This window comes from Pedobacter sp. MR2016-24 (assembly GCF_026239655.1).
Taxonomy (GTDB): Bacteria; Bacteroidota; Bacteroidia; order Sphingobacteriales; family Sphingobacteriaceae; genus Pedobacter.
In genome coordinates, this window is sequence record NZ_JAPIVO010000003.1 from 250,700 (window position 1) to 273,751 (window position 23,052).

Genomic DNA, 23,052 nt, shown 5'->3' on the forward strand with positions numbered 1-23,052 from the left:
AAATCAGGATAATGTGATCAGGATAATGGCGAGGAGGGCCATGCCAATGCCTAAATAATTAAGCTTGCTTATTTTTTCTTTAAAAAGGATGATACCAATAAGTGTGCCTACAACAATTACTCCCATATTCATTGCGGCAAACACGGTTGAAGGATGATCTGCCATTGCACGATGCGCCTTCATATAAAATATGATATTACCAAAATTGAAAAGCCCCAATATACTCCCGCAAAGAAAATTGACTAGTTCCACCTTCTGCTTTCTGATCAATATAGTGTAGAGGATGACAAACAGGGAGACGATAAAAGAGATGCAAAATATCTCAATAAGTGCTGTAGTGTAGGGAACAACTATGTTTGTGGCGAGTTTCTTAAACATTACATCAATCACTCCGAATCCTACAAATACCATTGCCGGAAACAGATAATTAGCGCGTTCACTTTTCACTTCTGACTTCCGGACCAGCGTCAGAATAATAGCCGTAAATCCAATAAGCAGCCCAGCAATTTTTAATCCATTAAATTTATCCCCAAACAAATATAAAGAAGCGATAATCGGAATGAAAAGAGATAAGCGCTGAGCAATATCTGTTTTTACAATACCTATATTACGAACAGACTTCGCCAGAATTAAAAACAACAGGGGCAGTAACACGCCCAAAGAAACCTGGAGTAAAGACGGCTTAAGAAAAACTGTATTGAGCTCGGGTTTAAAAAAAATAAAACCGAGAATTATGGCGACCAGGTAGTTCCATAAAACGGCCTGAAGCACGTTGATTTTGTAACGCCTGGCGAGCTTTAGCAGTACTGCAACCGTTACACTGCAGCTTACACTCAATAATATATAGATCATTCGTTTACCCTGTTTTGATATAAGGTCAGTTTATCTTTATCAACTGTTGTGATATCAGTTATTTTTCCGTTAATCTGAGGGGCAAATATACCATTATCCCAGCTGGCAGATGATGTAAATACCCTTGCCTCGTCCCATAATCCTGAAGCTATAAACTGGTTGAGAATATGTGCACCACCTTCAATAATGACAGATTGTATATCCATCAGGTAAAGCTGATAAGCGATTTTCTGTGGCAGATAGTATTGCATATCTTCCATAGAAACGTAATGAATATTATTTATCACATCAGTTTTTACCTCATTAAAAATAATCGTCCTGGCTGCATCGTTATAAAGCAGGCTACTGGTATCTACTTCAAGATTCCGGTCTATTAAAAGTCGTACCGGATTTTTACCAGGCCATTCCCTGGCACTCAGTTGCGGGTTGTCAATCATCGCAGTATATTTTCCCACCAGGACGGCATCTTCCTCTGTACGCCATTTGTGCACAAGTTTTTTTGCCAGGGGTCCACTGATCCATTGCTGCACCGTGTTTTTGGCAGCAAAATATCCGTTTGCTGTTGCAGCCCACTTAAGGATGATATAAGGTCTCTGTTGTGTAACGCGTGTGAAAAATCGACGGTTTACATATCTGCACTCTTTCTCCAGCACGCCAGAAATCACTTCGATACCAGCATCCCCTAAGCGTTCAATGCCTTTACCATTTACATCTTCAAAAGGATCTCTCGTTCCAATCACCACTTTTTTTACCTGATGTCTGATCAATAGGTCAGCGCAGGGCGGGGTCTTTCCAAAATGGGCACAGGGTTCCAGACTTACATATACAGTAGCTTCTTTCAACAATACGGGAGCCTGATCACCAAATTGCTTCAGAACTGCATTGATTGCATTCACCTCAGCATGGGCATGTCCATATTTTTCATGGTACCCTTCGCCTATAATTTTGCCGCCACTTACAATAACGCAGCCTACTAAAGGATTGGGGCTAACGCTACCATTGCCCATTTCGGCAAGTTCGATACAGCGCTTCATGTATAATTCATCACTCATTGCAACAAAAGTACCTGCAATTTACGAGATGTTGAAATATTTAAACCATAGAGATGCCACATTATTACTTAATTTGCAGCTGATGAATATTAAAGAGTTAGAAGAGTACTTTATTGAACAGGCGAGGTCACTGTACGATACCGAGGAAGCAAGATCTTTATTTTATATAATTACAGAACAGCAAGAGGGATGGGGAAGGAGTTATATATTGATGAACAGCACAAAAGAAGTTGATGTAAATCAGTCGAATAAATATAAAGACATACTCTCCGAATTGAAAACCGGAAAACCGCTACAGTATATCTTCGCAGAAACTATTTTCTATGGTTTGAAATTTAATGTTGGTCCCGCTGTTTTAATTCCAAGACCCGAGACGGAAGAATTGGTGGACTGGATATTGCAGACAGTAAAAGTTGATGCGCAGAAACCGGATAAAATACTTGATATTGGCACAGGCAGTGGTTGTATAGCGATTTCTTTAAAAAAGCATTTGGAAAAGACTGAGGTATCAGCTTTAGATGTTTCTGCTGATGCACTGATTGTAGCGCAAAAAAATGCAGCATTAAATGAGGTGACCATCAACTTTATCAATCAAGATATTCTTCATTATAATGCCGATGAGAATTATGATCTCATAGTCAGTAATCCACCTTACATTAAAGAAGAGGAGAAAGCAGCCATGCATCAGAATGTTCTGGATTATGAACCACATCTGGCACTGTTTGTCACCAATGAGCGACCATTGCTCTTTTATGAAGCCATAGCTGACTTTGCAAACAGGAATCTGCGGAAAGGCGGAACTTTGTTTTTCGAAATCAATGAGTACCTGGGACAAGAGACTGCAGCAATGCTCAAAACTAAAGGCTTCCGTAGTATTATCCTTAGAAAAGACATGCAGGGAAAAGACAGAATGATATGTTGCTCTTTGTAGCCGCTAGCTACGGGAGTGAAACTGTTTAATAATACCCTGCAGATATCCTCTGTCCAGATGCGTATAAATCTCTGTCGTGGTGATGCTGGAATGCCCTAACATCTCCTGAACAGCACGTAAGTCTGCACCACCTTCAATCAGGTGCGTTGCAAAAGAGTGCCTGAAGGTATGCGGGCTTATCGTTTTATTTAGGCCAGCCTGATCCGCCAGTGCTTTGATCATGGTAAAAACGGATATACGGGAGAGGAGGGTTCCCAATCTGTTTAAAAATACGAAATCTTCATTTCCTTTTTTAATTTTCAAATGAACTCTTACTTCGGTGAGATAAATCGTTATCAATTTCAGTGCGGTCTGTCCGATTGGTATAATCCGCTCTTTATTTCCTTTTCCAATCACTTTGATATATTCAGATTGTATATTCAGATCGGAGATTTTTAAAGTAATTAATTCAGAGACCCTTAATCCGCAACCATACAAAACTTCCAGCATGGCCTTATTTCGCATTCCTTCAGGTTTTGATGCATCTATTGCAGCGATGAGATCATTGATCTCACCGTAACTCAGTACATCCGGTAGCTTCCGGTTATGCTTTGGTGATTCCAGCATTGCCGAAGGATCCTCTTTAATCAGGTTCTCCAGTATCAGGTAATTAAAAAAAGCTTTAATTCCTGAGATCACTCTGGCCTGGGTGTTCGCCAACATACCCAAATCATTTAACCAGGATACAAAATGCTGTAAGCCGGCATGGTCTATCTCTGTTATACTGGTCTGCTTTTCAAACTGTTCGTAATATTGCACGAGTTTATTTACATCATTGACGTAAGCTGCAACGGAGTTCTCTGAAAGTCCGCGTTCGAGTTTCAGATGAGTGGTAAATTCTTTGAGGTAGCTGTATTTAATCACAAAAATTTTATAGTGTAAATTTTAAACTATATGTTTGAAACGATGAAGATACAAATTATTAATGGGCCCAATTTAAATCTGTTAGGCACGCGTGAACCTGGCGTATATGGAAATATGAGCTTTGAAGATTATTTAGTGCAGTTAAAAGCGAAATTTCCTGAAGTTGAAATCAATTATTATCAAAGTAATGTTGAAGGAGAACTGATCAATAAGTTGCATGAAACCGGTTTTTCATTTGATGGTATTGTGCTCAATGGTGGGGCTTATACACATACATCAGTCGCTATTGCGGATGCAATAGCAGCGATCAATACACCTGTAGTTGAAGTACATATATCAAATATATATGCCAGAGAAGAGTTTCGCCATGTATCTATGACCGGAAAAAATTGCCGTGGGGTAATTACCGGTTTAGGAATGGATGGATACAGACTGGCGTTGGAGCACCTGATTAAAATTTAAGCCGGCTAAAGTGCTTTATTCCTTTTATAAAAAATCCCCAGACAACGCTGGAGTGATAGACTCCGGTGTGTTTGGTATAAGACAATTGTTTCCCGCTTCGTTTTGAAGCTGTTTTGCTGAGCGATTTAACGAATTGAAAATGTGCCTTGTTGACTGCGGAAGCAAATTTAAATTCCCCTTTTACGGCAAATTGAATCAGTGCCACCAGATCAATACACATCCTGACCGATATCCCAATAAATGCTTCAAAGAAGGGAAGGTTCTTTTGCATAATCATCAAATTATTCCTGAAATTTAGAAATACTTTATAAGGATTTTTCGCATCTAAAGTTCCTCCGCCAACGTGATATACTTCAGCGTCAGGGCAGTACATTACTTTATAACCCTCATTCTTTAATCTCCAGCAAAGATCAATTTCTTCCATATGCGCAAAAAGATCGGGATCCAGACCACCTGTTTTTTTCCATATTATACTCTTGATAAAAAATGCAGCCCCACTTGCCCAGAATACTTCCCTGACGTCGTTATACTGTCCAAGATCACTTTCAATGATATCGAATATGCGACCACGGCAAAAAGGAAATGCATTGATATCCAGAAAACCACCTGCAGCACCTGCGTACTCAAACTTTGATTTATCCAATTGCCATTTTATCTTAGGCTGTGCAGCGGCAATCATTTCATCAGCTTCCATGAGTGTGATGACAGGGGAAATCCAATTTTCAGGAACTTCTACATCCGAGTTCAGCAAAATATAGTAACTTGCAGTTACCTGATCTAATATGCGGTTATAACCTTCGGCAAATCCATAATTACGGTCATTTTCTATAACGGTAATTTGAGGAAAGTTCTGTCTCACAAATTCTACCGAATCGTCGGTAGATGCATTGTCACCCACAATTACCTGAAGATTAGGATATTTTGATTTAAGCACACCAGGTAAAAATCGTGATAGTAAGTCCTTACCATTCCAGTTAAGTATCACTACAGCTACACTTGGATCTGACATTATTCTAATAATTGTTTTTAAGTTTCTGTAAAAAAAAGCGTCTGTAATCAAAAAAACACTTTTTTTATCTTTATTTTGCCGAATTGAGAATGCAAACATAAATTAACCAATGCACAGTTCAGCTATATTTCCACTTTTTTATCTTCCGCCAGTTAGTTATTTTTCCGCTTTAAAAGATCATGATTTTGATTTTCTGATAGAAAGAGAAGAGCATTTCCCCAAGCAGACCTACCGTAACCGGGCAAGAATCTATTCTCCTAACGGTCCGCTCGATCTTTTTATCCCGGTAGTAAAAGGATCTAAATTTCATACGAAAATCAAAGATGTAAAAATCAGCTATGATTTTAAGTGGCAAAGACTGCACTGGCTGAGTCTCGAAAGCTGTTATCGCAATTCCGCTTATTTTGAATATTATGAAGATGAGCTTACACCATTTTACGAAAAGAAATTCGACTATTTGTTCGATTACAATCTGGAGCTATTACAATGGCTATTTAAACAACTAAAAAGGAAAGAAGAATTGAGATTTACCGCTGAATATGTGAAGGATCCGGATCCGGGATCTGATTTCAGGGACAAACTTCATTTTAAGAATCCGGAATATACTGTTCCTGCCAAACCTTATTATCAGGTTTTTGAAGAGCGCATAGGATTTCTCCCAAACATGAGCATCGTAGATCTGTTGTTCAACCAGGGCCCGCAGGCAAAAAATTACTTGTAGTGCCCGTTGCGGTTATGGACAAAAAAATAAAATCTAAGAAGAAGAAGAAAAATTACGCTTTAGCAAAAGCCGGAGCCAGTCCGGGTTCCATTTATATTGATGAGAATGCGCTCCAACCGAAAATTAAACTTCACATCTACAATACAGATAGCTATGAGCTCAAATCATTAGACAACATCAGTAATTTGCTCGAGAGAGTCAGTAATCATCATTTTAATTATTGGGTTGAGATTAAGGGATTTAGGTCTGCTCAGCTATTTGAAATATTGAACAGGGACTTTCAGATTAACCGCCTTGTCCTGGAAGATATTACCCAGACCTATCAACGTCCGAAGATGGATGAATATGATAACTATGTATTTGCTGTCAGCAGAATGCTGTTTATGGACAGTGATAATCATCTCGAGAATACACAGCTATCATTTATATTGATGGAAAATATAGTCTTTACCTTTCAGGATACTTACCAGGATTGTCTGCAGCCGGTGAGGACAAGACTAAAAGGAGGCAAGGGGAATATCAGGCTGCTCGGCAGTAGTTATATGATGTATGCGCTGATGGATATCATTGTTGATACTTACTTTGATATTTTAAGTAAATGGAGTGAAGATCTTGACCTGATAGAGGACAGGTTACTGGATAAGCCTGAAAAGTCAATTATGTTTGATACCCAGCTGATTAAACGTAACCTCATCAATATCAGACGTGTGGCCTGGCCCGAACGGGATAAATTGAATGATATGTTAAGAAGCGACAGTCTGCTCATTACAGAACAGACTAAACTTTATATCCGCGATGCCTATGACCATTGTATCCAGATCATTGATCTGGTGGAATCATTAAAAGAAATATCTGCCAGTAATATAGATATGTACTTATCCATCATGAGCAACAGGATGAACGAAATCATGAAAGTGCTCACGATTATTTCCTCTATATTTATACCACTTACTTTCATTGCCGGTATTTACGGAATGAATTTCGCCAAACAGGATCCTATCACCGGAAAATTGATGCCAGATAATATGCCCGAGTTATATCAGGCGCATGGTTATTTATATACCATGATCATTATGTTTATCATTGCCCTTGTCCAAATGGTCTATTTTTGGAGAAAAGGTTGGTTTAAGTAGATTTTACGGGGTAAAAAGCAAAATATGCTTACCTTTAGCGTAACATGCAATCCTACGAACTTGACAAATCAGACGTTTCCAAAATTAAATCAGCGCTCAACAGCAGTGATATTCAGTTAGCTCTTATACTGGATGAATACCATGCGTCGGAAATTGCTATATTATTTGAAAGTCTGACTAAAGAAGACAGACAGCGGATTATCAATTTGCTTCCTGTCGAAATCGCATCTGAAATTATTTCGGAGATGCATGAGGAGGCACACCCCGAAGAACTGCTCTTGCAGCTACATCCCGATAAACGTACAGAAATTGTAGAAGAGCTCGACTATGATGATGCTACTGATATTATCTCACAGCTGGATGAGCATGAGCAGAAGGAAATTTTAAGTGACCTGAGTGAAGATGATGCATCCAGCATCAGAAATCTTCTCCGCTACGATGAGGACACGGCGGGTGGTCTGATGAATACTGAGTTTATCAGGATACATTTACATCTGACAAAAAAAGATGCTATCGATGAAATCATCAGGCAGAGTGAGGAGATTGAAGAGTTCTATACTATCTTCGTTATAGACGACCATAACGTTTTTCACGGAATCGTCTCTTTAAAAGATATTATCAAGGCTAAGGGAAATGTTCAGATTACTGAACTGGTAAAAACAGATGTAGCCTGGGTAAGTCCGAACACTGATCAGGAAGAAGTAGCAAGACTAATTTCTCAGTATAATATTACCAGTATTCCTGTTCTCGACGAGAATATGAAATTGCTGGGCAGGGTTACCTTTGATGATGTGATCGATGTGCTGGAAGACGAAAATACGGAAGATATTTTAAAAATTTCCGGCGTATCTGAGGATGAAGAACTTAGTGGTAACTGGATTGAAGCGGTAAAGTCGAGGTTGCCATGGCTTATCCTTAATCTGGGTACAGCTTTTCTGGCCTCTGCGGTAGTGAGGTACTACGAACCTACTATGCATAAAATTGTAGTACTTTCTGCTTATATGGTCATTATTGCCGGGATGGGCGGGAATGCGGCGACGCAGGCATTGGCAGTAACCGTACGTCGTATCTCTTTGTACGACCTTACAGATAATCAGGCATACAGAACTGTACTGAAAGAATTCACCGTTGGATTGATTAACGGAGCTGTTACAGGGTTAATTGTGCTGATCTTTTCGATATTTTTTGATAAAAACTTAATGCTTGGAGTTGTCATTTTTCTTGCAATGACAGGAAATCTGCTGATAGCGGGGATAACAGGAGCAGGGATACCATTGATTTTAAAACGGGTGGGGATTGATCCGGCGATTGCTTCGTCTATCATTATTACGACGTTCACGGATGTTTTCGGTTTCCTCTTTTTACTGGGACTGGCGAGTAAACTCTTGTTGTAGTGCTTGTCTGTATTCATTAACAAAGAAGGCTTCTGAAAATCAGAAGCCTTCTTTGTTAAAATAGTTTTTTTATATCGCGGTTACTCTAACTTCAATATTACCCCGGGTAGCTTTAGAATAAGGACAGGCTTTGTGTGCCTTATCTGCCATTACCTGCGCTTCTTCCTGACTTATTCCAGGAATATGGACATCCAGTTCAGCAGATAATACATAAGCGTTACCATCCTGGTTAAAGGACACCTGAACGTCTACTGTTGCTTCACTCGTATCTACACCAGCAGTTTTACCTACAGATCCCAATGCACCTAAATAACAAGGTCCCCATGCTGCTGCAAATAATTGCTCAGGATTTGTACCGCCACCCTGACCACCCATTTCCTTAGGGGTTCTGATATCAAATTCAATAGTATTATCACTCGACTTAATATGTCCGTCACGACCTCCTTTTGCTGTAACTACAGCTGTATATAGCTTTTCCATTATAATTTTATTATATCAGTACAACACAAAAAACCGCTTAAAGTTTTACAATTTAATCTTCTCACACAGTTTGAAGATGTCATAGGCCACCTTTTGGATCAAGTCAAATTGCTCGATGATGAGGAGTTCATCGGAATTGAGCTGCCTGTTGTTATCCGCACTTTTAATCAGCGGAACATTACTGATTTCCCCATTATTTTTAACCAGGTACTGCGAGGATAAATTAAGGAGATAGATGGTATTGTTCATCACCGGCTTTAAATCTTCCAGATTGGAAACCACGAATGAGTGTTCTTTGTTGTAAAGTGATAAGGTGGCTATGTAGGATGATAACAAGTGATTTAACGCAGTAAACTGATGCATCTCCTTCATCAGTACCTGTTTGCTTTTTGGTTCTGAGAACATTCTCGTAAATAGGGAAGCCAGGTTAGCCGAAGAAACATATACTTCTTTTCTTGCCAGTTTATAACTGGTCATATCGTACTCTTTATTAAAATAAAGAAAAGTTACCTGTTCAAAATAGGCTACGTTAGCAGCCAGTGTTTTTAACATCGCATCCTTCAGGTTCTGGTGTTCCCAGTTAGGAAACAAAGTGTAACTTCCCAGCAACGCAATACCAGATCCAATAAGCGTATCGTAAATCCTTTCACGTGCCACGGACAAACTTCCCATTCCCAGAAAGTCGAATAACACCAGGATATATGGTGTCATAAATAGTACGCTTACTACATAATTTTTACGCTGAAAGCTATAGGCTCCGATCATGCAAAAAAGCAGAATTGCAAATAAGGTATGTCTGTCCTGAATATATACCAGTATTCCCATCCCGATAAAAGCACCAATTACTGTTCCTATCAAACGCTGGTAATTTCGCTCTTTAGTTAAACTAAAGCCTGGTTTCGATATAACCAATACGGTCAGCAAGATCCAGTAGCTATGTGAAGAATCCATAATTCTTGCCACAAGAAATCCAATCAGCATCACTATAGACACTCTCAGCGAATGCCTGAAAGTTGATGAGCTGAAAGTGAGGTTATCGAAAAATAGCTTTTTATCAACGCTTTGTCTGGTAATGAAACGCTCTGTATCAATAGTTCTATTTTTCAGGTTCTTTTTTTCTTTTTTATTGAAATATCCGTTGATGGTTTTAACACGTGAAAGAATATTTTCGATATTAACCTCGATATTTTTCAAGGCAATGATACCCAGCGTATTATATTTTCCATCGGTATTATCCTTTTCCAGCGCTAAAATTTCCTTTTTAAGGCGGTCTACATCCTCAATCAAATAAGTCGGTGGGCGAGGGGTCCATCCTGTTTTTAAAGCGAAGGCAATCTCATCCAGTTCAGTTGCAATCCTGTTGATCACCAGTTCGTATCGAGATAATATGCCTACACTATCAAACTGATCATGAAGATGCTGATAATTATAATATGTAGACATTACCTGTTCATAAAGATCAACCATATCTACAAATACCAATAATAAAAATCTGCCTTCCGGCGTAGATTCCCTTACAATTTCCCGTGTTCTGAATAACAGTTCACGCACAGCATCCTGCTTTTCATGCACCTGAACCTGCAGTTGCAGCAGTTCAGCATAATTATCATCATAGTTTACATTCTGGTGGTAAAATTTAGCTTTCGACCTTAAAAATTCACTCACTTCATGTACAGATTCGCTTAGCGTTTGCTGCACGATACGGTATGGTCTCAATGTATAGAAGAAAAAGCTGAGAAAAGCGTACCAGATACTGCCAATAAAAATCAGTCCCGAATAAATCAACACGTCATTCCAGGGCCTTATATCATCTATACTCAATACCATTACCAGCAAGGTTGCTGTTCCGATAGCTGCGGCGCGGGTACCATAGAGAAATAGCATAGAAAATAAAAAACTGCAGATGACGAGAAGAATCCCTACAAAATACTGGCTTTTATTAGTTAAGCCGACTACTACTGAAAGAACTGTGATGAGTGCTGTAGTTAACAGCATCGCATTTCTACGGTGCACAGCAGGGCCTGGTGTATCCACAACACTCACACATAATGCGCCAAGTGAAAGCGTCATGCCGAACTTCAGCAATCCGAATTGCGCTAAAATCAAAGAAGGAAACAAAACACCAACCGTTATACGTAATCCGTCTGCAAAGTAAGTGCTTAATAAAAAATCCTGAATGCTTCTGATCGGGCGGTTTAACATGTATAATTTATTTTCATTCGTATCGACAACAGATCTTTCTTTGCCATAACAATAATCTGACCGGAAATCTAAGTATTCATTGAATTTATGCAGGAAATATCAGCGATAAACCATCAGGAATGATATTTTTTCAAACTGGCAGAACAGACAAATATACCTGCTACCGTTAAGCCTGCTGCAAGCAAATAAGGGGCAGCCGGAAAGTAAATGCCATGATTTTTATCCGTAAACCAGGCAAATAGATTAGTCATTACTAAAGGACCTATAATGGCAGCAGCGCTCATCAGGCCTGCGATTACACCCTGAATTTCTCCCTGTGAATTTGCTTCGACATTATTTGAAATGATCCCCTGCATTGCCGGGCCAAATATGCCGGCGAGTCCGTATGGCAGCATAAATACAAACATCATCCAGCCCTCAGAAGCGAAGGCAAAAAGCAGGAAACCGATTACATATAAAACCAGTCCATAGTAAACTGCTTTGACCTGACCGATTTTAGGAATAATTACTCTGATCAGACCTCCCTGAACGATTCCCACAACGATGCCGACAAAACTAAGTGAATAACCTACCCATGCTTCACTCCAACGAAACTTTTCCATCGTATAATAGGTCCAGGTGGATTGTACAGCATGGCTTGCAATGTATAAAAGCAGCATCGTAGAAAGTAAGCCAATCAAGGCCGGGAATTTTCTGATGCGCAGGAGGGAGCCTACCGGATTGGCGCGCTTCCATTCAAAAGAGCGCCTGTTTTCTTTGGCCAGAGACTCGGGTAAAATGAAATAACCATATAACCAGTTCAGCAATGCCAGGCCTGCAGAAATTATAAATGGAATCCTTAATCCATAATGGCTAAATAAACCGCCAATGACCGGGCCTACAATAAAGCCAATGCCAAATGCTGCACCGACCAAACCAAAGTTCTGAGCGCGTTTTTCAGGCTCGCTCACGTCAGCAATATATGCCTGTGCGGTTGTGAAACTTGCACCTGTAACTCCTGCAACAATACGGCCTATAAACAACCAGAAAATACTTGGCGCAAAAGCCAGAAATATATAATCGACACCAAGTCCGAATAGAGATGCTAATAGAACCGGTCTGCGACCAAATTTATCACTCAGTCCGCCGAGCACCGGTGCACTGATAAACTGCATTACAGAATATGAAATCGTTAACCAGCCACCGTAAACTGCGGCCAAACTTAAACCGCCACCTGTAAGTTCCTCAATTAATTTTGGGAGAACCGGAATGATAATACCAAAGCCTGTAAAATCTATTAAAAGTGTGATGAAGATAAAACCGATTGCGGATTTTTTCTGAGAAGCCATAATTATATTTGATAAGTAAATCTAACTTTATTTTCACTAATCAAAAAGCATATCTGCTATTAAATCATATTAATATAATTAGCAACAACGGCTTCGATCCATTATGATGAAACACCTGGTAGTATGATTTGAAGGTCTATAAAGATAAATAAATAATACAACATAATTAATATTATGTTAAGTACGTTATTGTATACCCTCTTCTTTGGAGGTTATTCTTTGGTTTTTCCCTATGTACTAAAATTCGTCCAGCTGAGCTTTAAATTCCTGAACTTTATCAAATCTGTTTTTCCTGGTATAGATTTCTATTAAAAGATTGATGGTTGCCTTATCCTTCGGTTTTACCTGGTGTGCCTGTAATAATATGATTTCAGCACGGTTTAAAGATGATGAGAATTTGGCTGCATCACGTGCATCTGCATTCAAGGCCTGATTACCAAGATTTACGTATACTAATCCCAGCTGATATAATGCATCAAAATAATTCTTGTCAAGCGTAAGCGATTTGTTATAAGCTAGTTCTGCGGTACCCAGATTCGCGTTTTGCTGGTGCAGATAACCGTACAAATAATACAGCAACTTACTTCTGGTATCTACTTTCAGTGTGCTCTCAATAATTTGTCTAGCTTCCGTATACTTTCCGTTATCTAGCAACATATTGATATAATCATTGTTTAACATGGTATTATAGGGATTTAACGCAATACCCTCCTGTACAATCTTCAGTGCTGCTTCTTTATCCAGTTTACCTACATAAATATTTTCCATACGTTGAAAGATCACAGGATTTCTGGCTCCGTTCTCCTTTGCACGTTTATAATAAGTCAAAGCTTCATCATCTCTTTTCAGACCTTGTGCACTTAAAGCTGTGTTGATAGCTAATGTGGTATCTTTTGGAAAAAAATCACTAACCTGTTTCAAATAATTATAGGCTGCTTCAAAATCTTTAGCTTCATATGCAGAATTTCCCTTCTGCTGTTTTTTAATATTTATATTATAATTAGAAGCTGCAATTAAACCTGAGTTGTCTTCAAATTTATCAAATCTTTTTGCTGAGTCTATCGCATTTAATGCAAGGTCAAAATACTTATCAGCATTAGATTCATTTGGATCCATAATCGCTATATAAGAACTTAAGTATGATTTGATAGCCCATGTTTCCGGCCATTTTCTGGTCTTTTTATCCTTTTCTGCAGATTCGCTGGCTTTGATCCCCTCTCCCAGAATTGCCATCTGCGTGTTTTGATCTTTTTTATTTGCAATGGCCATCTGAAGTTTACCGACGCTATTTCGGGCAATCTGCAATTGTGTGATTTGCGAATAAGCAGACTGTACGTTCATGATTACACAAAGAGCAGCGGGCAAAATATATTTCTTATCTATCATATTTCAGAGGTTAGGCTTTGGTACAAATTTATACAAAAAAAAAGAGGGATAAAAATATCCCTCTTTTAATATCATGATATTAAAGATTATTGTTTAGCAGCATCAAGCAATTTTTTTGTTGCTTCATAATTTACCTTATCATCCTTAAATGCATAGATAATCTTTAGATTTTCCAATGCCGAAGTCATTTTGGGATCTAACTCATATGCTTTTTTGTAATATGGTAATGCCTGATCAATAAATCCGGTCATTTTTGTTGTTATGGCATCAAATTCCTTTTTCTTTTTAGCATCAATTGCATTTCTTTTACCCTGCAAGTCCAGCGCCTGTTTGTAGTAGGTATCTCCCATTGCATACTGGTAAGCAGCATTTTTGCCATCTTTAGCAATTAGTTTAGCCAATAATTCCTGAGATTTCGCGATGTTTCCTTTTTTAATATAAAGGTCAGTCTGCATTCCCACGAAATATGGATTTTCAGGATATTTAGCAATTGCTTCTTCCAGTAAAGCAGTACCAGCAACTGTGTCTTTAACTTTTTCAAAAGTTGTAGAGATCACCTCACTGTATAATGATTCACCATCTTTATAACCTAACTGAATAGCAGATTTGAAATTTCTAACCATTTCAGGATAGTTCTCAATTTGTTTTGCCGTAACACCAGCATTTACAAAATTTGCTGTATCTGTAGGGTTTTTAGCAGTTACCTGATTGAAAAACTCTAAAGCAGATTTATAATCCTTTTTATTGTAAGCAAAGATAGCTCTGTTTCTGGCTGCATTTGATAATGTCAGTTCTGCTTCAGAGATATTCTCTTTTTCAGCCCCTTTAGTATCCAATTCTTTAGCTTTAACAATTGCTTCTTCAGCAATTTTGTCATTAGCTAATGCATTCTGAACATTCAGCGAATCTACAAATGAAATCCTGGAAGCAAATAGTGCTCTGTAAGACCATGCTTCAGGCATAGTTTTAGACTTTTCGTTGGCAATAGCATTATCAGTATTTTTCAATCCTTCTGCTAGAGTTTTTAAAGTCGTTTCTAATGGCTGGGTTTGAGCGCCTGCAAATTTAGCAAGAGCCCAAGCATTCTTCGCTTTGGAAACCTCACCCTTTTGAGCGTTAGCATAGGTGGCAGCACCTAATAATAACATACTTAAAAGTACTTTTTTCATATTGATTTTTGTTTACTTATATTAATTTTTTTCTTCAGTGTCGTCATCTGACTCGTCTTCAGTATCATCATCCGATTCCTCATCCTGTTCTTCGGCTTCTTCGGTAGTTTCGGCAACTGTTCCTTCAGCACCTTCTTCAACTATTCCATCAACGATTAAGTCTTCAGCAACTTCTTCTTCAGGATCGTCTTCATGTTCAATCTTAGCAACAGATGCAATTGCATCATTTCCTTTTAAATTGATCAGTCTAACACCTTGCGTAGCTCTTCCGATTACTCTTAGCTGGCTCAGTACAATTCTGATAACGATACCAGATTTATTGATGATCATCAGGTCATCCGCATCTGTGACGCTCTTTATAGCAATAAGATCTCCGGTCTTTTCAGTGATCGTAATGGTTTTAACACCTTTACCTCCCCTGTTAGTAACGCGGTAATCATCAATGTCAGTACGTTTACCGTAACCTTTTTCTGAAACTACCATTACCGTCGCTGTTGGATCATCAACAGCAATCATGCCAACAACCTCATCCTTATCATGGGCCAGAGTTACCCCTCTCACTCCTGTAGCTGTTCTGCCCATAGGTCTTACAGTAGATTCGTTGAACCTGATTGCACGACCAGAGCGCAGTGCCATTACAATTTCACTCGATCCGCTGGTTAAACTTGCTTCAAGCAACTGATCACCCTCATTGATGTTTATTGCATTGATTCCATTTACCCTTGGTCTTGAGTAAGCTTCAAGAGAAGTTTTCTTAATCGTTCCTTTTTTAGTACACATGATAATATAGTTATTATCAAGGTAATCCTGGTCTTTAAGATTTTTTACTTTAATATAAGCTTTAATTTTCTCTTCTTTAGGAATATTGATGATATTCTGGATTGCTCTACCCTTACTTAGTCTCGAGCCCTCCGGAATTTCATAAACCCTTAACCAGAAGCAACGTCCTGTCTCCGTGAAGAACAACATGTAGTTATGATTGGAAGCAATCAGTAAGTGCTCAATGAAATCTTCATTTCTGGAATCACTTCCTTTTGACCCTTTACCACCCCTTGCCTGTGTACGGTATTCTGTAGCTGGTGTACGTTTGATATATCCTTCATGGGAAATAGTAATCACTACCTCTTCATCTTCAATGAAGTCTTCCATGCTCATATCTTCCGCTGAATGTACGATTTGCGTTCTACGCTCATCGCCATATTTCTCCAGCATCTCAGAAAGCTCATCTTTGATAATCTGCATACGCAGGCTCTCGTCATCCAGAATAGACTGTAAATAAGCGATGGTTTTCATCAACTCATTGTACTCATCTTTGATCTTATCTCTTTCCAGACCTGTCAAACGACGCAATGTCATATCAAGAATCGCACGTGCCTGAATGTCACTCAGGCCAAACTGCTCCATTAAACCAGTTCTTGCTTCTTCCGGAGTATTTGAGCCGCGAATTAATTTAATTACTTCATCCAGGTGATCTAACGCAATTAATAAACCTTCGAGAATATGGGCACGTTTCTGCGCCTCGTTCAGTTCAAATTTGGTACGACGTACAATTACTTCATGTCTGTGCTCAACAAAATACCTGATCAGATCTTTCAGGTTCAGCATTTGCGGACGGCCTTTAACCAAAGCAATGTTGTTTACGCTGAATGAAGTTTGCAGTGCAGTTTGTTTAAACAGGTTATTCAGCACTATAGCAGCATTCGCATCACGTTTGATTTCGTAAACAATACGGATACCATCTTTATTAGACTCATCTTTAATGTTGGAAATACCTTCCAGTTTCTTCTCACCAACCAATTCAGCAGTACGCTCAATCATCATGGCTTTGTTTACCTGGTAAGGAATTTCGGTAACGATAATTGTTTCCCTGTCTTTAACAGTTTCGATTTCCGCTTTAGCACGCATTACGATACGTCCTCTTCCGGTTTCGAAAGCCTCCTGAACACCGTTATATCCATATATTATAGCACCAGTAGGAAAATCTGGTCCTTTAACAAATTTCATCAACTCAGGAATAGTGATTTCGTTATTTTCAATGTAGGCGATGGTTGCACCGATTACTTCCGTAATATTGTGAGGAGGCATATTTGTTGCCATACCTACCGCAATACCTGATGAACCATTGATTAATAAATTCGGAACCTTAGCAGGTAATACTGTCGGCTCCTGCAGGGAATCATCAAAATTCAGCTGGAAGTCTACAGTATCTTTATTGATATCTGCCAGCATGTCTTCAGCAATTTTCTGAAATCTGGCTTCAGTATAACGCATTGCTGCCGGAGAATCTCCATCTATTGAACCGTAGTTACCCTGTCCTTCTACGAGCAGATAGCGTAAACTCCACTCCTGCGCCATCCTTACCATGGTCATGTATACTGATGAGTCACCATGCGGGTGATACTTACCTAATACTTCACCGACGATACGGGCAGACTTTTTATAAGGCTTATTACTGGCAAGCCCTAAATCGAGCATACCGTATAGTACACGTCTGTGCACTGGTTTCAATCCGTCACGTACATCAGGTAATGCCCTTGATACAATAACAGACATCGAATAGTCGATGTAAGCAGACTTCATCTGCTCGTCTATATCAATCTTAATTATTTTGTCGTTATCCTGATTTTCTAAATCTTCTGCCATATAATGTAATGTTCGTTAAAAACGATTTTAATAAGGTAATGTTATAACCTTGCGAATTTACGAAAATATTGCTGTTTTAGGGTATTGTGGAAAAAAATTAAGCCCAGTCTATACCTTTTATCAACTTACTCAGAGATATAGCTTCTAAACTGTTTTCAGCAGGTTTGTGATTATATACCCATTTAGCCATTGGCGGTAAGCTCATTAGTATAGATTCGATCCTTCCATTTGTCTCTAAACCGAACTTTGTACCAGAATCATATACAAGATTAAATTCTGCATAACGGCTTCTTCTGAGCGACTGCCATTCCAGTTCATTTTCGGAATATGCTGTGTCCCTGTTTCTATCTATCAGTTCTGTATAAGCCGGTATAAATGAGTTACCTACAGCAAGTGAAAAGTCAAAAAGCTGATCCCAGTCCAGCCCTGTATTTTCGGGTTTCAAACGATCATAGAAAATACCGCCAACTCCCCTTGTCTCCTCTCGGTGTTTGATGAAAAAGTAGTCATCTGCCTGCTTTTTGAATTTAGGGTAAAAGGACGCGTCAAATTCGTCACATGTATTTTTAAGGATATGGTGGAAATATCTTACATCTGTATCAATTACATAATGAGGAGTTAAATCAATACCGCCTCCAAACCATCTTGTCTGCTCATCCATTTCAAAATACCGGATATTCATATGTATGATAGGTACAAAAGGATTAACGGGATGGATAACGATGGAAACACCACAGGCAAAAAATTCGTCATTTTCTACTTTGAAAGCTTCTTTGATTTTGTCAGGTAATTTGCCATAAACGGCAGAAAAGTTAACACCACCTTTCTCAATCACATTTCCATGCTGAAAAATACGGGTACGTCCGCCACCACCACCTGCTCTTGTCCACAGTTCTTCTTCAAACTTTATATTACCATCTGCTAACTCCAAACTTTGACAAATCTCATCCTGGATCTTTTTGTATGCTGCTACAACTTTATCTTTTAACATCTCTTCCATCATCTGTATCCAAAGTTAGGTTTTATAAAAATAACCTGCTCCGTGATGGAATAATGTTTCTTCAATTTTACACTAAAACAAGAAAGGCCGTCGTGATGACGGCCTTCTGATTCGTTATCCCAACAATCCTACATTGCTGGTGTTTTTGTAGTATCAGGTGGTGTTGTTTTTGTCGTGTCAGTAGCGGTAGTATCTGCAGGTGTTGTTGTACTTGTGGTATCTACAGTTGTGCTATCTGTTGAATTGGACACATTTTTGGTTGAGTTGCATGCTGTTGCGGCTATCATCAGTGAACCAGCTAACGCAAGACTTAAGATTATCTTTTTCATAGTTTTCTGTTTTGCCCTATAACACATTGAAAGATAACAATGTTTGAATTATATATGTTGGTTTTACCCTTTCAGTGAAAAATGATTATCAGCCTGCACTGTCCTACCGTGTATCAGATTAATCGTAAACTAAGGTCAAGATGATATCTTCGCCTTATAATAACATGGCATTTAAGTAACATTAGTTCGTTAAACCAAACCAGTATCAGACCAATACCAAACCAATGTCTGGTCAATGGCAAACCAATGTGTGACCAATATAACAACTTGTCTTCTCCTGGAATAGCTCTCGTAAACTTACACCTATCACCAAAGAGCCCCGGAACCTAAACCGGGGCTGCTCAAAAAAAAATTAACTAATTATTCCGGGATTATTTTTTCGGCATTAATACACCGTCTATAACATGTGTAACACCGTTATTTGAAACTGCATCTGTAATCGTGATTTTAGCATCATTGACATACCACTGACCGCCTTTATAAGAAAATTTTATTTTTTGTCCCTGCACTGTCGACAGCTCTAAACCATCCTTTAAATCTGCAGCTTTGTAATTTCCTGCTACCACATGGTAAGTCAGTACTCCCGAAAGATCTTTTTTCATCTCTGGTTTCAACAACTTATCTACTGTACCGGCAGGTAATTTATCAAATGCTTCATTTGTAGGTGCGAACACAGTAAATGGTCCCTTACCGCTCAATGTTTCGGCTAAACCTGCCGCTTTAACAGCAGCAACCAATGTGGTATGATCTTTAGACTCTGCTGCATTTTCTACAATATTTTTAGTTGGCACCATTAGCGCTCCGCCAACCATTACACCTTCCTGAGTATTCATTGTGGTGGTATCAGCCATGGTCATGCTTGTATCAGTCATTGTACTATCTGTTGCAGAAGTACTTTTTGAAGAGTTGCAGGCAGATACTAATGCCAGTAGAGACAAACACATTGCCACGTTAAGAAATTGCTTTTTCATAATTGAATTTATTCGTTAGATATAATATTTTGTTGTTGTGGTAACTAACGTAATAATTCAGCGGCCGGTTTTATATCCACCTATCCAATTAAATAAATTTAATTTTTAATCCTGATGCATCTTCAATTTATTCAGCAATTCAGGCGAGATATTTTCTGAATAGGCTCCATAGGCATCAATCAACACTCCTTTGAGATTACCTACAGGCGAGGAAATTGCATAAATTACTGCACTATCTCCCGGATCGGTCATTCCTTCGAAACGATAGAATTCCTCAATCTCAAATTCTTCAGGCATTAACTGCAAATCCAGCGACTTACATACTATACAATCCTCTGCAAGATTAAAATCGTACTCATAACCTCTTTTATCAAGATCTTCTACTGCAGCTGTTAAGGTGTCATATATATACATACAGCAAATTACTTAAATATTACTTTAAGTTTCTGCATATCCTGTTATTTTTCGAATAATCTTTCTGATATTTAAACGGCATGATCGTATCAGAAAAAACATTAAAATGGGCGCTTTGTTTGTATCCGCCCCTGCTCTTCCAAAGAATCCGGGTACGCCGCTTTCACAGGGGATTCAGAGGTGTCGACGTGAAAATTAATAAAAGTTTATTTAATAAAAATTACAACGGATCAATTTTCGGCGGAACGATTTACGCTGCAACAGATCCCTTCTATGCCTTATTATTTGACCAGTTACTCCAGAGGGAAGGCTTTAAGGTTAGAGTGTGGCTGAAAAGTGCAAGTATACAATACCTCAAACCGGGACGTTCTCATCTTTATTTTACGATTAACGTAACTGATGAGATGCTGAATGATGCCATTGAAGCGTTAAATACCACAGGAAAATTTGTGAAGGCATATCCGATGGAAATCGTAAATAAACAGGGAGAAATATGTGCTACAATTATGAATGAGGTGTATGTAAGAAATCTCCATAGTGGCGAAAAAGGCCATGTAGCTTATTAGATCTAATTTTCGCTTTTAACACAACGGGACATGAATATCAGGAAACTAATTTTGCAAGGTGAAGGAACAACGCTTGATTTTAAAAAAACCATTTCCAACAATGAGAAAATAGCAAAGAGTCTGGTTGCTTTTGCCAATAACCGGGGGGGAAGATTATTGATAGGCGTAGCAGATGATGGAAGTATTAAAGGGGTGAAATCGGAGGAAGAAGAAAAATATATGATCATAAAATCTGCACACCAGTTTTGCAAACCGGCAATAGAGCCGGAATTTGAAGAAGTATACGTAGATAGTAAACTTGTTTTGGTAGCAACAATCGCACAAAGTGATACAAAGCCACACTATGCGCTGGATGAAAATAAAAAATGGTGGGCCTATTTTAGGGTGAAAGACAAAAGTATCCTGGCCAGCAAAATTATTGTAGATGTATTAAAAAAAGACAATACGCATACTGGACAGCTGATTACCTATTCTGATCATGAGAAAAAACTAATGCAGTTTTTAGCAGAGGAAGGAAGAATAACGCTGAAACAATTTTGCAAACTAACCAGGTGTTCGCATAAACAGGCACAGAAAATATTGGTCAGCCTCATCCTGGCAGGACTCCTTCGTCCTAACTTATCAGAAAAAGAAGAATATTTTAGCCTCTTAGAGCCTTAAATATTCTACCTTTACGCCCCCATTAAAAAAATCATGTTCAGCTCACTATACACAAAATATAAACCTTACTACGCAGATAATCTCAGACTGGCAATGCCGATAGTGGTTTCGCAACTTGGCCATACGCTGGTACATCTTGCAGACAGTGTAATTGTTGGCCATTTTGCCGGAACCGTACAACTTGCGGCAGTCTCTCTGGTAAATAGTCTTTTCATGCTGGTTCTTGTTTTGGGGCTGGGTGTTTCTTATGGCTTAACGCCACTAATTGCACAGGAAAACGGACGTAAAAACTATGATGAATGCGGTAGACTGCTCTCCAATAGTCTGCTTATTAACATTCTCATGGGAATTGTACTTTACTTGTTTATACACTTCGGTACATTATTAATTATAGACCATATAGGGCAGTCGCCGGATGTTGTTGCCTATGCTAAACCATACCTTTCTTATCTTGGATTATCAATTTTACCATTGATGATCTTCCAGACATTTAAACAGTTTGCCGAAGGTCTGGGCTTTACCAAACAGGCAATGTATATTTCCATATGGGGTAATGCAATCAATATCATAGTCGGTATAATCCTGGTAAAAGGAATGTTTGGCATCACTCCTATGGGCGTTAAAGGTGTTGGAATAAGTACATTGATAGACCGTATGTTAATGGCCACGGTGATGTCTTTCTACGTTTTCAAGTCTGTTAACTTTAAGAAGTACCTGAAAACTTTCAGTTTAACTTTGACAGATAAAGTAAGGAGTATAAAAATCCTGAAAATCGGAACACCCGTGGCATTGCAATACTCTTTCGAAATCAGCGCGTTTAGTGGTGCCGCAATTCTTATCGGTACCATTGGTGCAGTGGAACAGGCATCACACCAGGTAGCGATCAATCTGGCTTCAACGACCTATATGCTGGCAAGCGGGATTGCATCAGCTGCAACCATCAAAACAGGAACTTATCTGGGTAAAAATGACCTGCTGGATTTGAGACGTTCTGCTATAGCGAGTTATCATGTGATTATCGCATTCATGTCTGTTACGGCCATATTTTTTATCTGCGCAAACAATATTCTTCCATTTATCTATACAGAAGATACGGCTGTTGTACAGATTGCTGCACAATTGCTGATTATTGCAGGCTTCTTCCAGCTTTTTGATGGTACTCAGGTGGTAGGTCTTGGTGTATTGAGAGGTATCGGAGATGTAAATGTTCCGACCCTTATCACTTTTATAGCCTATTGGATCATTGGAATACCTCTTGCATACTTATTAGGTATCACCTTAAAACTAGGCGTAAATGGCATCTGGTATGGATTAACATTTGGTTTACTCACCGCCTCAATCCTTTTATTCTTCAGGTTTCAAAAGAAGACAAAGTTTCTAGTTTCCAGTCAGATAGTTTAATTAAAAATTCGCATTCCTGTCAGGAATAAAGTGGTGTTGGGGCTTG

Annotated in this window: 22 protein-coding genes; 8 read left to right on the forward strand and 14 right to left on the reverse strand. The window is 38.8% G+C overall.

Annotated features, from left to right (window positions below; translation table 11 throughout):
- Window positions 1-3 precede the first annotated feature (3 nt).
- Together OQX62_RS08765 and ribD are read right to left on the reverse strand one after the other, a co-directional pair.
- The gene (locus OQX62_RS08765) at window positions 4-852 is read right to left on the reverse strand and encodes a DMT family transporter (protein ID WP_265831099.1); all 849 of its coding nucleotides are present in this window, start codon (window positions 850-852) and stop codon (window positions 4-6) included.
- On the reverse strand, window positions 849-1,904 hold the full coding sequence (gene ribD / locus OQX62_RS08770; RefSeq protein ID WP_322973718.1) for a bifunctional diaminohydroxyphosphoribosylaminopyrimidine deaminase/5-amino-6-(5-phosphoribosylamino)uracil reductase RibD: 1,056 nt from the start codon (window positions 1,902-1,904) through the stop codon (window positions 849-851). The genes OQX62_RS08765 and ribD overlap by 4 nt, the downstream gene beginning before the upstream one ends.
- An 82-nt stretch (window positions 1,905-1,986) precedes the next feature.
- On the opposite strand from ribD, the gene prmC reads away from it, so the two are divergent.
- Complete coding sequence (prmC, locus tag OQX62_RS08775; RefSeq protein WP_265831101.1) at window positions 1,987-2,835, forward strand: peptide chain release factor N(5)-glutamine methyltransferase; 849 nt, start codon at window positions 1,987-1,989, stop codon at window positions 2,833-2,835.
- Between the two features lie 3 nt (window positions 2,836-2,838).
- Here the strand turns inward: prmC and xerD are convergent, their stop codons facing one another.
- The gene (gene xerD, locus OQX62_RS08780) at window positions 2,839-3,738 is read right to left on the reverse strand and encodes a site-specific tyrosine recombinase XerD (protein ID WP_265831102.1); all 900 of its coding nucleotides are present in this window, start codon (window positions 3,736-3,738) and stop codon (window positions 2,839-2,841) included.
- Window positions 3,739-3,780: 42 nt separating this feature from the next.
- Between xerD and aroQ the strand changes: the two genes are divergently transcribed.
- Entirely contained in the window at window positions 3,781-4,200 is a 420-nt protein-coding gene (gene aroQ / locus OQX62_RS08785) for a type II 3-dehydroquinate dehydratase (RefSeq protein WP_265831104.1), read from the forward strand.
- Here aroQ and OQX62_RS08790 read toward each other — a convergent pair.
- Window positions 4,190-5,209, reverse strand: coding sequence for a glycosyltransferase family 2 protein (locus OQX62_RS08790; protein WP_265831105.1), 1,020 nt, complete (start codon window positions 5,207-5,209; stop codon window positions 4,190-4,192). The two genes, aroQ and OQX62_RS08790, sit on opposite strands and share 11 nt — an antisense overlap.
- A gap of 109 nt (window positions 5,210-5,318) precedes the next feature.
- Here OQX62_RS08790 and OQX62_RS08795 point away from each other — a divergent pair, with 109 nt between their 5' ends.
- From OQX62_RS08795 to mgtE, 3 genes are read left to right on the forward strand one after another with little or no spacing between them, the layout of a single operon-like run.
- Window positions 5,319-5,930, forward strand: coding sequence for a WbqC family protein (locus OQX62_RS08795; RefSeq protein WP_265831106.1), 612 nt, complete (start codon window positions 5,319-5,321; stop codon window positions 5,928-5,930).
- Window positions 5,931-5,944: 14 nt separating this feature from the next.
- Window positions 5,945-7,063, forward strand: a complete 1,119-nt coding sequence (gene corA / locus OQX62_RS08800) for a magnesium/cobalt transporter CorA (RefSeq protein WP_265831107.1) — start codon at window positions 5,945-5,947, stop codon at window positions 7,061-7,063.
- A 44-nt stretch (window positions 7,064-7,107) separates the two neighbouring features.
- Window positions 7,108-8,457 (forward strand): magnesium transporter, encoded by a 1,350-nt coding sequence (mgtE, locus tag OQX62_RS08805; protein ID WP_265831109.1) that lies wholly within the window; start codon window positions 7,108-7,110, stop codon window positions 8,455-8,457.
- Between the two features lie 69 nt (window positions 8,458-8,526).
- Here mgtE and OQX62_RS08810 read toward each other — a convergent pair whose 3' ends face one another.
- From OQX62_RS08810 to OQX62_RS08855, 10 genes are all read right to left on the reverse strand, one after another.
- Window positions 8,527-8,937, reverse strand: a complete 411-nt coding sequence (locus OQX62_RS08810) for an organic hydroperoxide resistance protein (RefSeq protein ID WP_265831110.1) — start codon at window positions 8,935-8,937, stop codon at window positions 8,527-8,529.
- A gap of 45 nt (window positions 8,938-8,982) precedes the next feature.
- A complete protein-coding gene (locus OQX62_RS08815) occupies window positions 8,983-11,139 on the reverse strand; it encodes an FUSC family protein (RefSeq protein WP_265831111.1) in 2,157 nt (718 codons plus the stop codon).
- A 113-nt stretch (window positions 11,140-11,252) separates the two neighbouring features.
- Window positions 11,253-12,467 carry a TCR/Tet family MFS transporter gene (locus OQX62_RS08820; RefSeq protein ID WP_265831112.1) on the reverse strand — a complete coding sequence of 405 codons (1,215 nt, stop codon included), beginning with the start codon at window positions 12,465-12,467 and terminating at the stop codon, window positions 11,253-11,255.
- Between the two features lie 237 nt (window positions 12,468-12,704).
- The gene (locus OQX62_RS08825; RefSeq protein ID WP_265831113.1) at window positions 12,705-13,853 is read right to left on the reverse strand and encodes a tetratricopeptide repeat protein; all 1,149 of its coding nucleotides are present in this window, start codon (window positions 13,851-13,853) and stop codon (window positions 12,705-12,707) included.
- 86 nt (window positions 13,854-13,939) lie between these two features.
- On the reverse strand, window positions 13,940-15,022 hold the full coding sequence (locus OQX62_RS08830) for a tetratricopeptide repeat protein (RefSeq protein WP_265831114.1): 1,083 nt from the start codon (window positions 15,020-15,022) through the stop codon (window positions 13,940-13,942).
- A gap of 21 nt (window positions 15,023-15,043) precedes the next feature.
- Window positions 15,044-17,665 (reverse strand): DNA gyrase subunit A, encoded by a 2,622-nt coding sequence (gene gyrA, locus OQX62_RS08835; RefSeq protein ID WP_265831115.1) that lies wholly within the window; start codon window positions 17,663-17,665, stop codon window positions 15,044-15,046.
- A 97-nt stretch (window positions 17,666-17,762) separates the two neighbouring features.
- The gene (hemF, locus tag OQX62_RS08840; protein ID WP_265831116.1) at window positions 17,763-18,668 is read right to left on the reverse strand and encodes an oxygen-dependent coproporphyrinogen oxidase; all 906 of its coding nucleotides are present in this window, start codon (window positions 18,666-18,668) and stop codon (window positions 17,763-17,765) included.
- A 125-nt stretch (window positions 18,669-18,793) separates the two neighbouring features.
- The gene (locus tag OQX62_RS08845) at window positions 18,794-18,994 is read right to left on the reverse strand and encodes a coproporphyrinogen III oxidase (protein ID WP_265831117.1); all 201 of its coding nucleotides are present in this window, start codon (window positions 18,992-18,994) and stop codon (window positions 18,794-18,796) included.
- 371 nt (window positions 18,995-19,365) lie between these two features.
- Window positions 19,366-19,866 carry a fasciclin domain-containing protein gene (locus OQX62_RS08850; protein ID WP_265831616.1) on the reverse strand — a complete coding sequence of 167 codons (501 nt, stop codon included), beginning with the start codon at window positions 19,864-19,866 and terminating at the stop codon, window positions 19,366-19,368.
- Between the two features lie 204 nt (window positions 19,867-20,070).
- Window positions 20,071-20,379, reverse strand: coding sequence for a phosphoribosylpyrophosphate synthetase (locus OQX62_RS08855; RefSeq protein ID WP_265831118.1), 309 nt, complete (start codon window positions 20,377-20,379; stop codon window positions 20,071-20,073).
- Window positions 20,380-20,459: 80 nt separating this feature from the next.
- On the opposite strand from OQX62_RS08855, the gene OQX62_RS08860 reads away from it, so the two are divergent.
- The 3 genes from OQX62_RS08860 to OQX62_RS08870 are packed head-to-tail and all read left to right on the forward strand — an operon-like array spanning window position 20,460 to window position 23,006.
- Window positions 20,460-20,945, forward strand: coding sequence for a DUF4442 domain-containing protein (locus tag OQX62_RS08860; protein WP_265831119.1), 486 nt, complete (start codon window positions 20,460-20,462; stop codon window positions 20,943-20,945).
- Between the two features lie 30 nt (window positions 20,946-20,975).
- Window positions 20,976-21,605 carry a helix-turn-helix domain-containing protein gene (locus tag OQX62_RS08865; RefSeq protein WP_265831120.1) on the forward strand — a complete coding sequence of 210 codons (630 nt, stop codon included), beginning with the start codon at window positions 20,976-20,978 and terminating at the stop codon, window positions 21,603-21,605.
- Between the two features lie 33 nt (window positions 21,606-21,638).
- The gene (locus tag OQX62_RS08870) at window positions 21,639-23,006 is read left to right on the forward strand and encodes an MATE family efflux transporter (RefSeq protein ID WP_265831121.1); all 1,368 of its coding nucleotides are present in this window, start codon (window positions 21,639-21,641) and stop codon (window positions 23,004-23,006) included.
- Window positions 23,007-23,052 lie beyond the last annotated feature (46 nt).

What these genes read in the sequence shown, in the direction of transcription:
- OQX62_RS08765 (WP_265831099.1), bottom strand. Translation starts at nt 852, where the DNA reads ATGATCTATATATTATTGAGTGTAAGCTGCAGTGTAACGGTTGCAGTA.
- ribD (WP_322973718.1), bottom strand. Translation starts at nt 1,904, where the DNA reads ATGAGTGATGAATTATACATGAAGCGCTGTATCGAACTTGCCGAAATG.
- prmC (WP_265831101.1), top strand. Translation starts at nt 1,987, where the DNA reads ATGAATATTAAAGAGTTAGAAGAGTACTTTATTGAACAGGCGAGGTCA.
- aroQ (WP_265831104.1), top strand. Translation starts at nt 3,781, where the DNA reads ATGAAGATACAAATTATTAATGGGCCCAATTTAAATCTGTTAGGCACG.
- OQX62_RS08790 (WP_265831105.1), bottom strand. Translation starts at nt 5,209, where the DNA reads ATGTCAGATCCAAGTGTAGCTGTAGTGATACTTAACTGGAATGGTAAG.
- OQX62_RS08795 (WP_265831106.1), top strand. Translation starts at nt 5,319, where the DNA reads ATGCACAGTTCAGCTATATTTCCACTTTTTTATCTTCCGCCAGTTAGT.
- corA (WP_265831107.1), top strand. Translation starts at nt 5,945, where the DNA reads ATGGACAAAAAAATAAAATCTAAGAAGAAGAAGAAAAATTACGCTTTA.
- mgtE (WP_265831109.1), top strand. Translation starts at nt 7,108, where the DNA reads ATGCAATCCTACGAACTTGACAAATCAGACGTTTCCAAAATTAAATCA.
- OQX62_RS08810 (WP_265831110.1), bottom strand. Translation starts at nt 8,937, where the DNA reads ATGGAAAAGCTATATACAGCTGTAGTTACAGCAAAAGGAGGTCGTGAC.
- OQX62_RS08815 (WP_265831111.1), bottom strand. Translation starts at nt 11,139, where the DNA reads ATGTTAAACCGCCCGATCAGAAGCATTCAGGATTTTTTATTAAGCACT.
- OQX62_RS08820 (WP_265831112.1), bottom strand. Translation starts at nt 12,467, where the DNA reads ATGGCTTCTCAGAAAAAATCCGCAATCGGTTTTATCTTCATCACACTT.
- OQX62_RS08825 (WP_265831113.1), bottom strand. Translation starts at nt 13,853, where the DNA reads ATGATAGATAAGAAATATATTTTGCCCGCTGCTCTTTGTGTAATCATG.
- OQX62_RS08830 (WP_265831114.1), bottom strand. Translation starts at nt 15,022, where the DNA reads ATGAAAAAAGTACTTTTAAGTATGTTATTATTAGGTGCTGCCACCTAT.
- gyrA (WP_265831115.1), bottom strand. Translation starts at nt 17,665, where the DNA reads ATGGCAGAAGATTTAGAAAATCAGGATAACGACAAAATAATTAAGATT.
- hemF (WP_265831116.1), bottom strand. Translation starts at nt 18,668, where the DNA reads ATGATGGAAGAGATGTTAAAAGATAAAGTTGTAGCAGCATACAAAAAG.
- OQX62_RS08845 (WP_265831117.1), bottom strand. Translation starts at nt 18,994, where the DNA reads ATGAAAAAGATAATCTTAAGTCTTGCGTTAGCTGGTTCACTGATGATA.
- OQX62_RS08850 (WP_265831616.1), bottom strand. Translation starts at nt 19,866, where the DNA reads ATGACTGATACAAGCATGACCATGGCTGATACCACCACAATGAATACT.
- OQX62_RS08855 (WP_265831118.1), bottom strand. Translation starts at nt 20,379, where the DNA reads ATGTATATATATGACACCTTAACAGCTGCAGTAGAAGATCTTGATAAA.
- OQX62_RS08860 (WP_265831119.1), top strand. Translation starts at nt 20,460, where the DNA reads ATGATCGTATCAGAAAAAACATTAAAATGGGCGCTTTGTTTGTATCCG.
- OQX62_RS08865 (WP_265831120.1), top strand. Translation starts at nt 20,976, where the DNA reads ATGAATATCAGGAAACTAATTTTGCAAGGTGAAGGAACAACGCTTGAT.
- OQX62_RS08870 (WP_265831121.1), top strand. Translation starts at nt 21,639, where the DNA reads ATGTTCAGCTCACTATACACAAAATATAAACCTTACTACGCAGATAAT.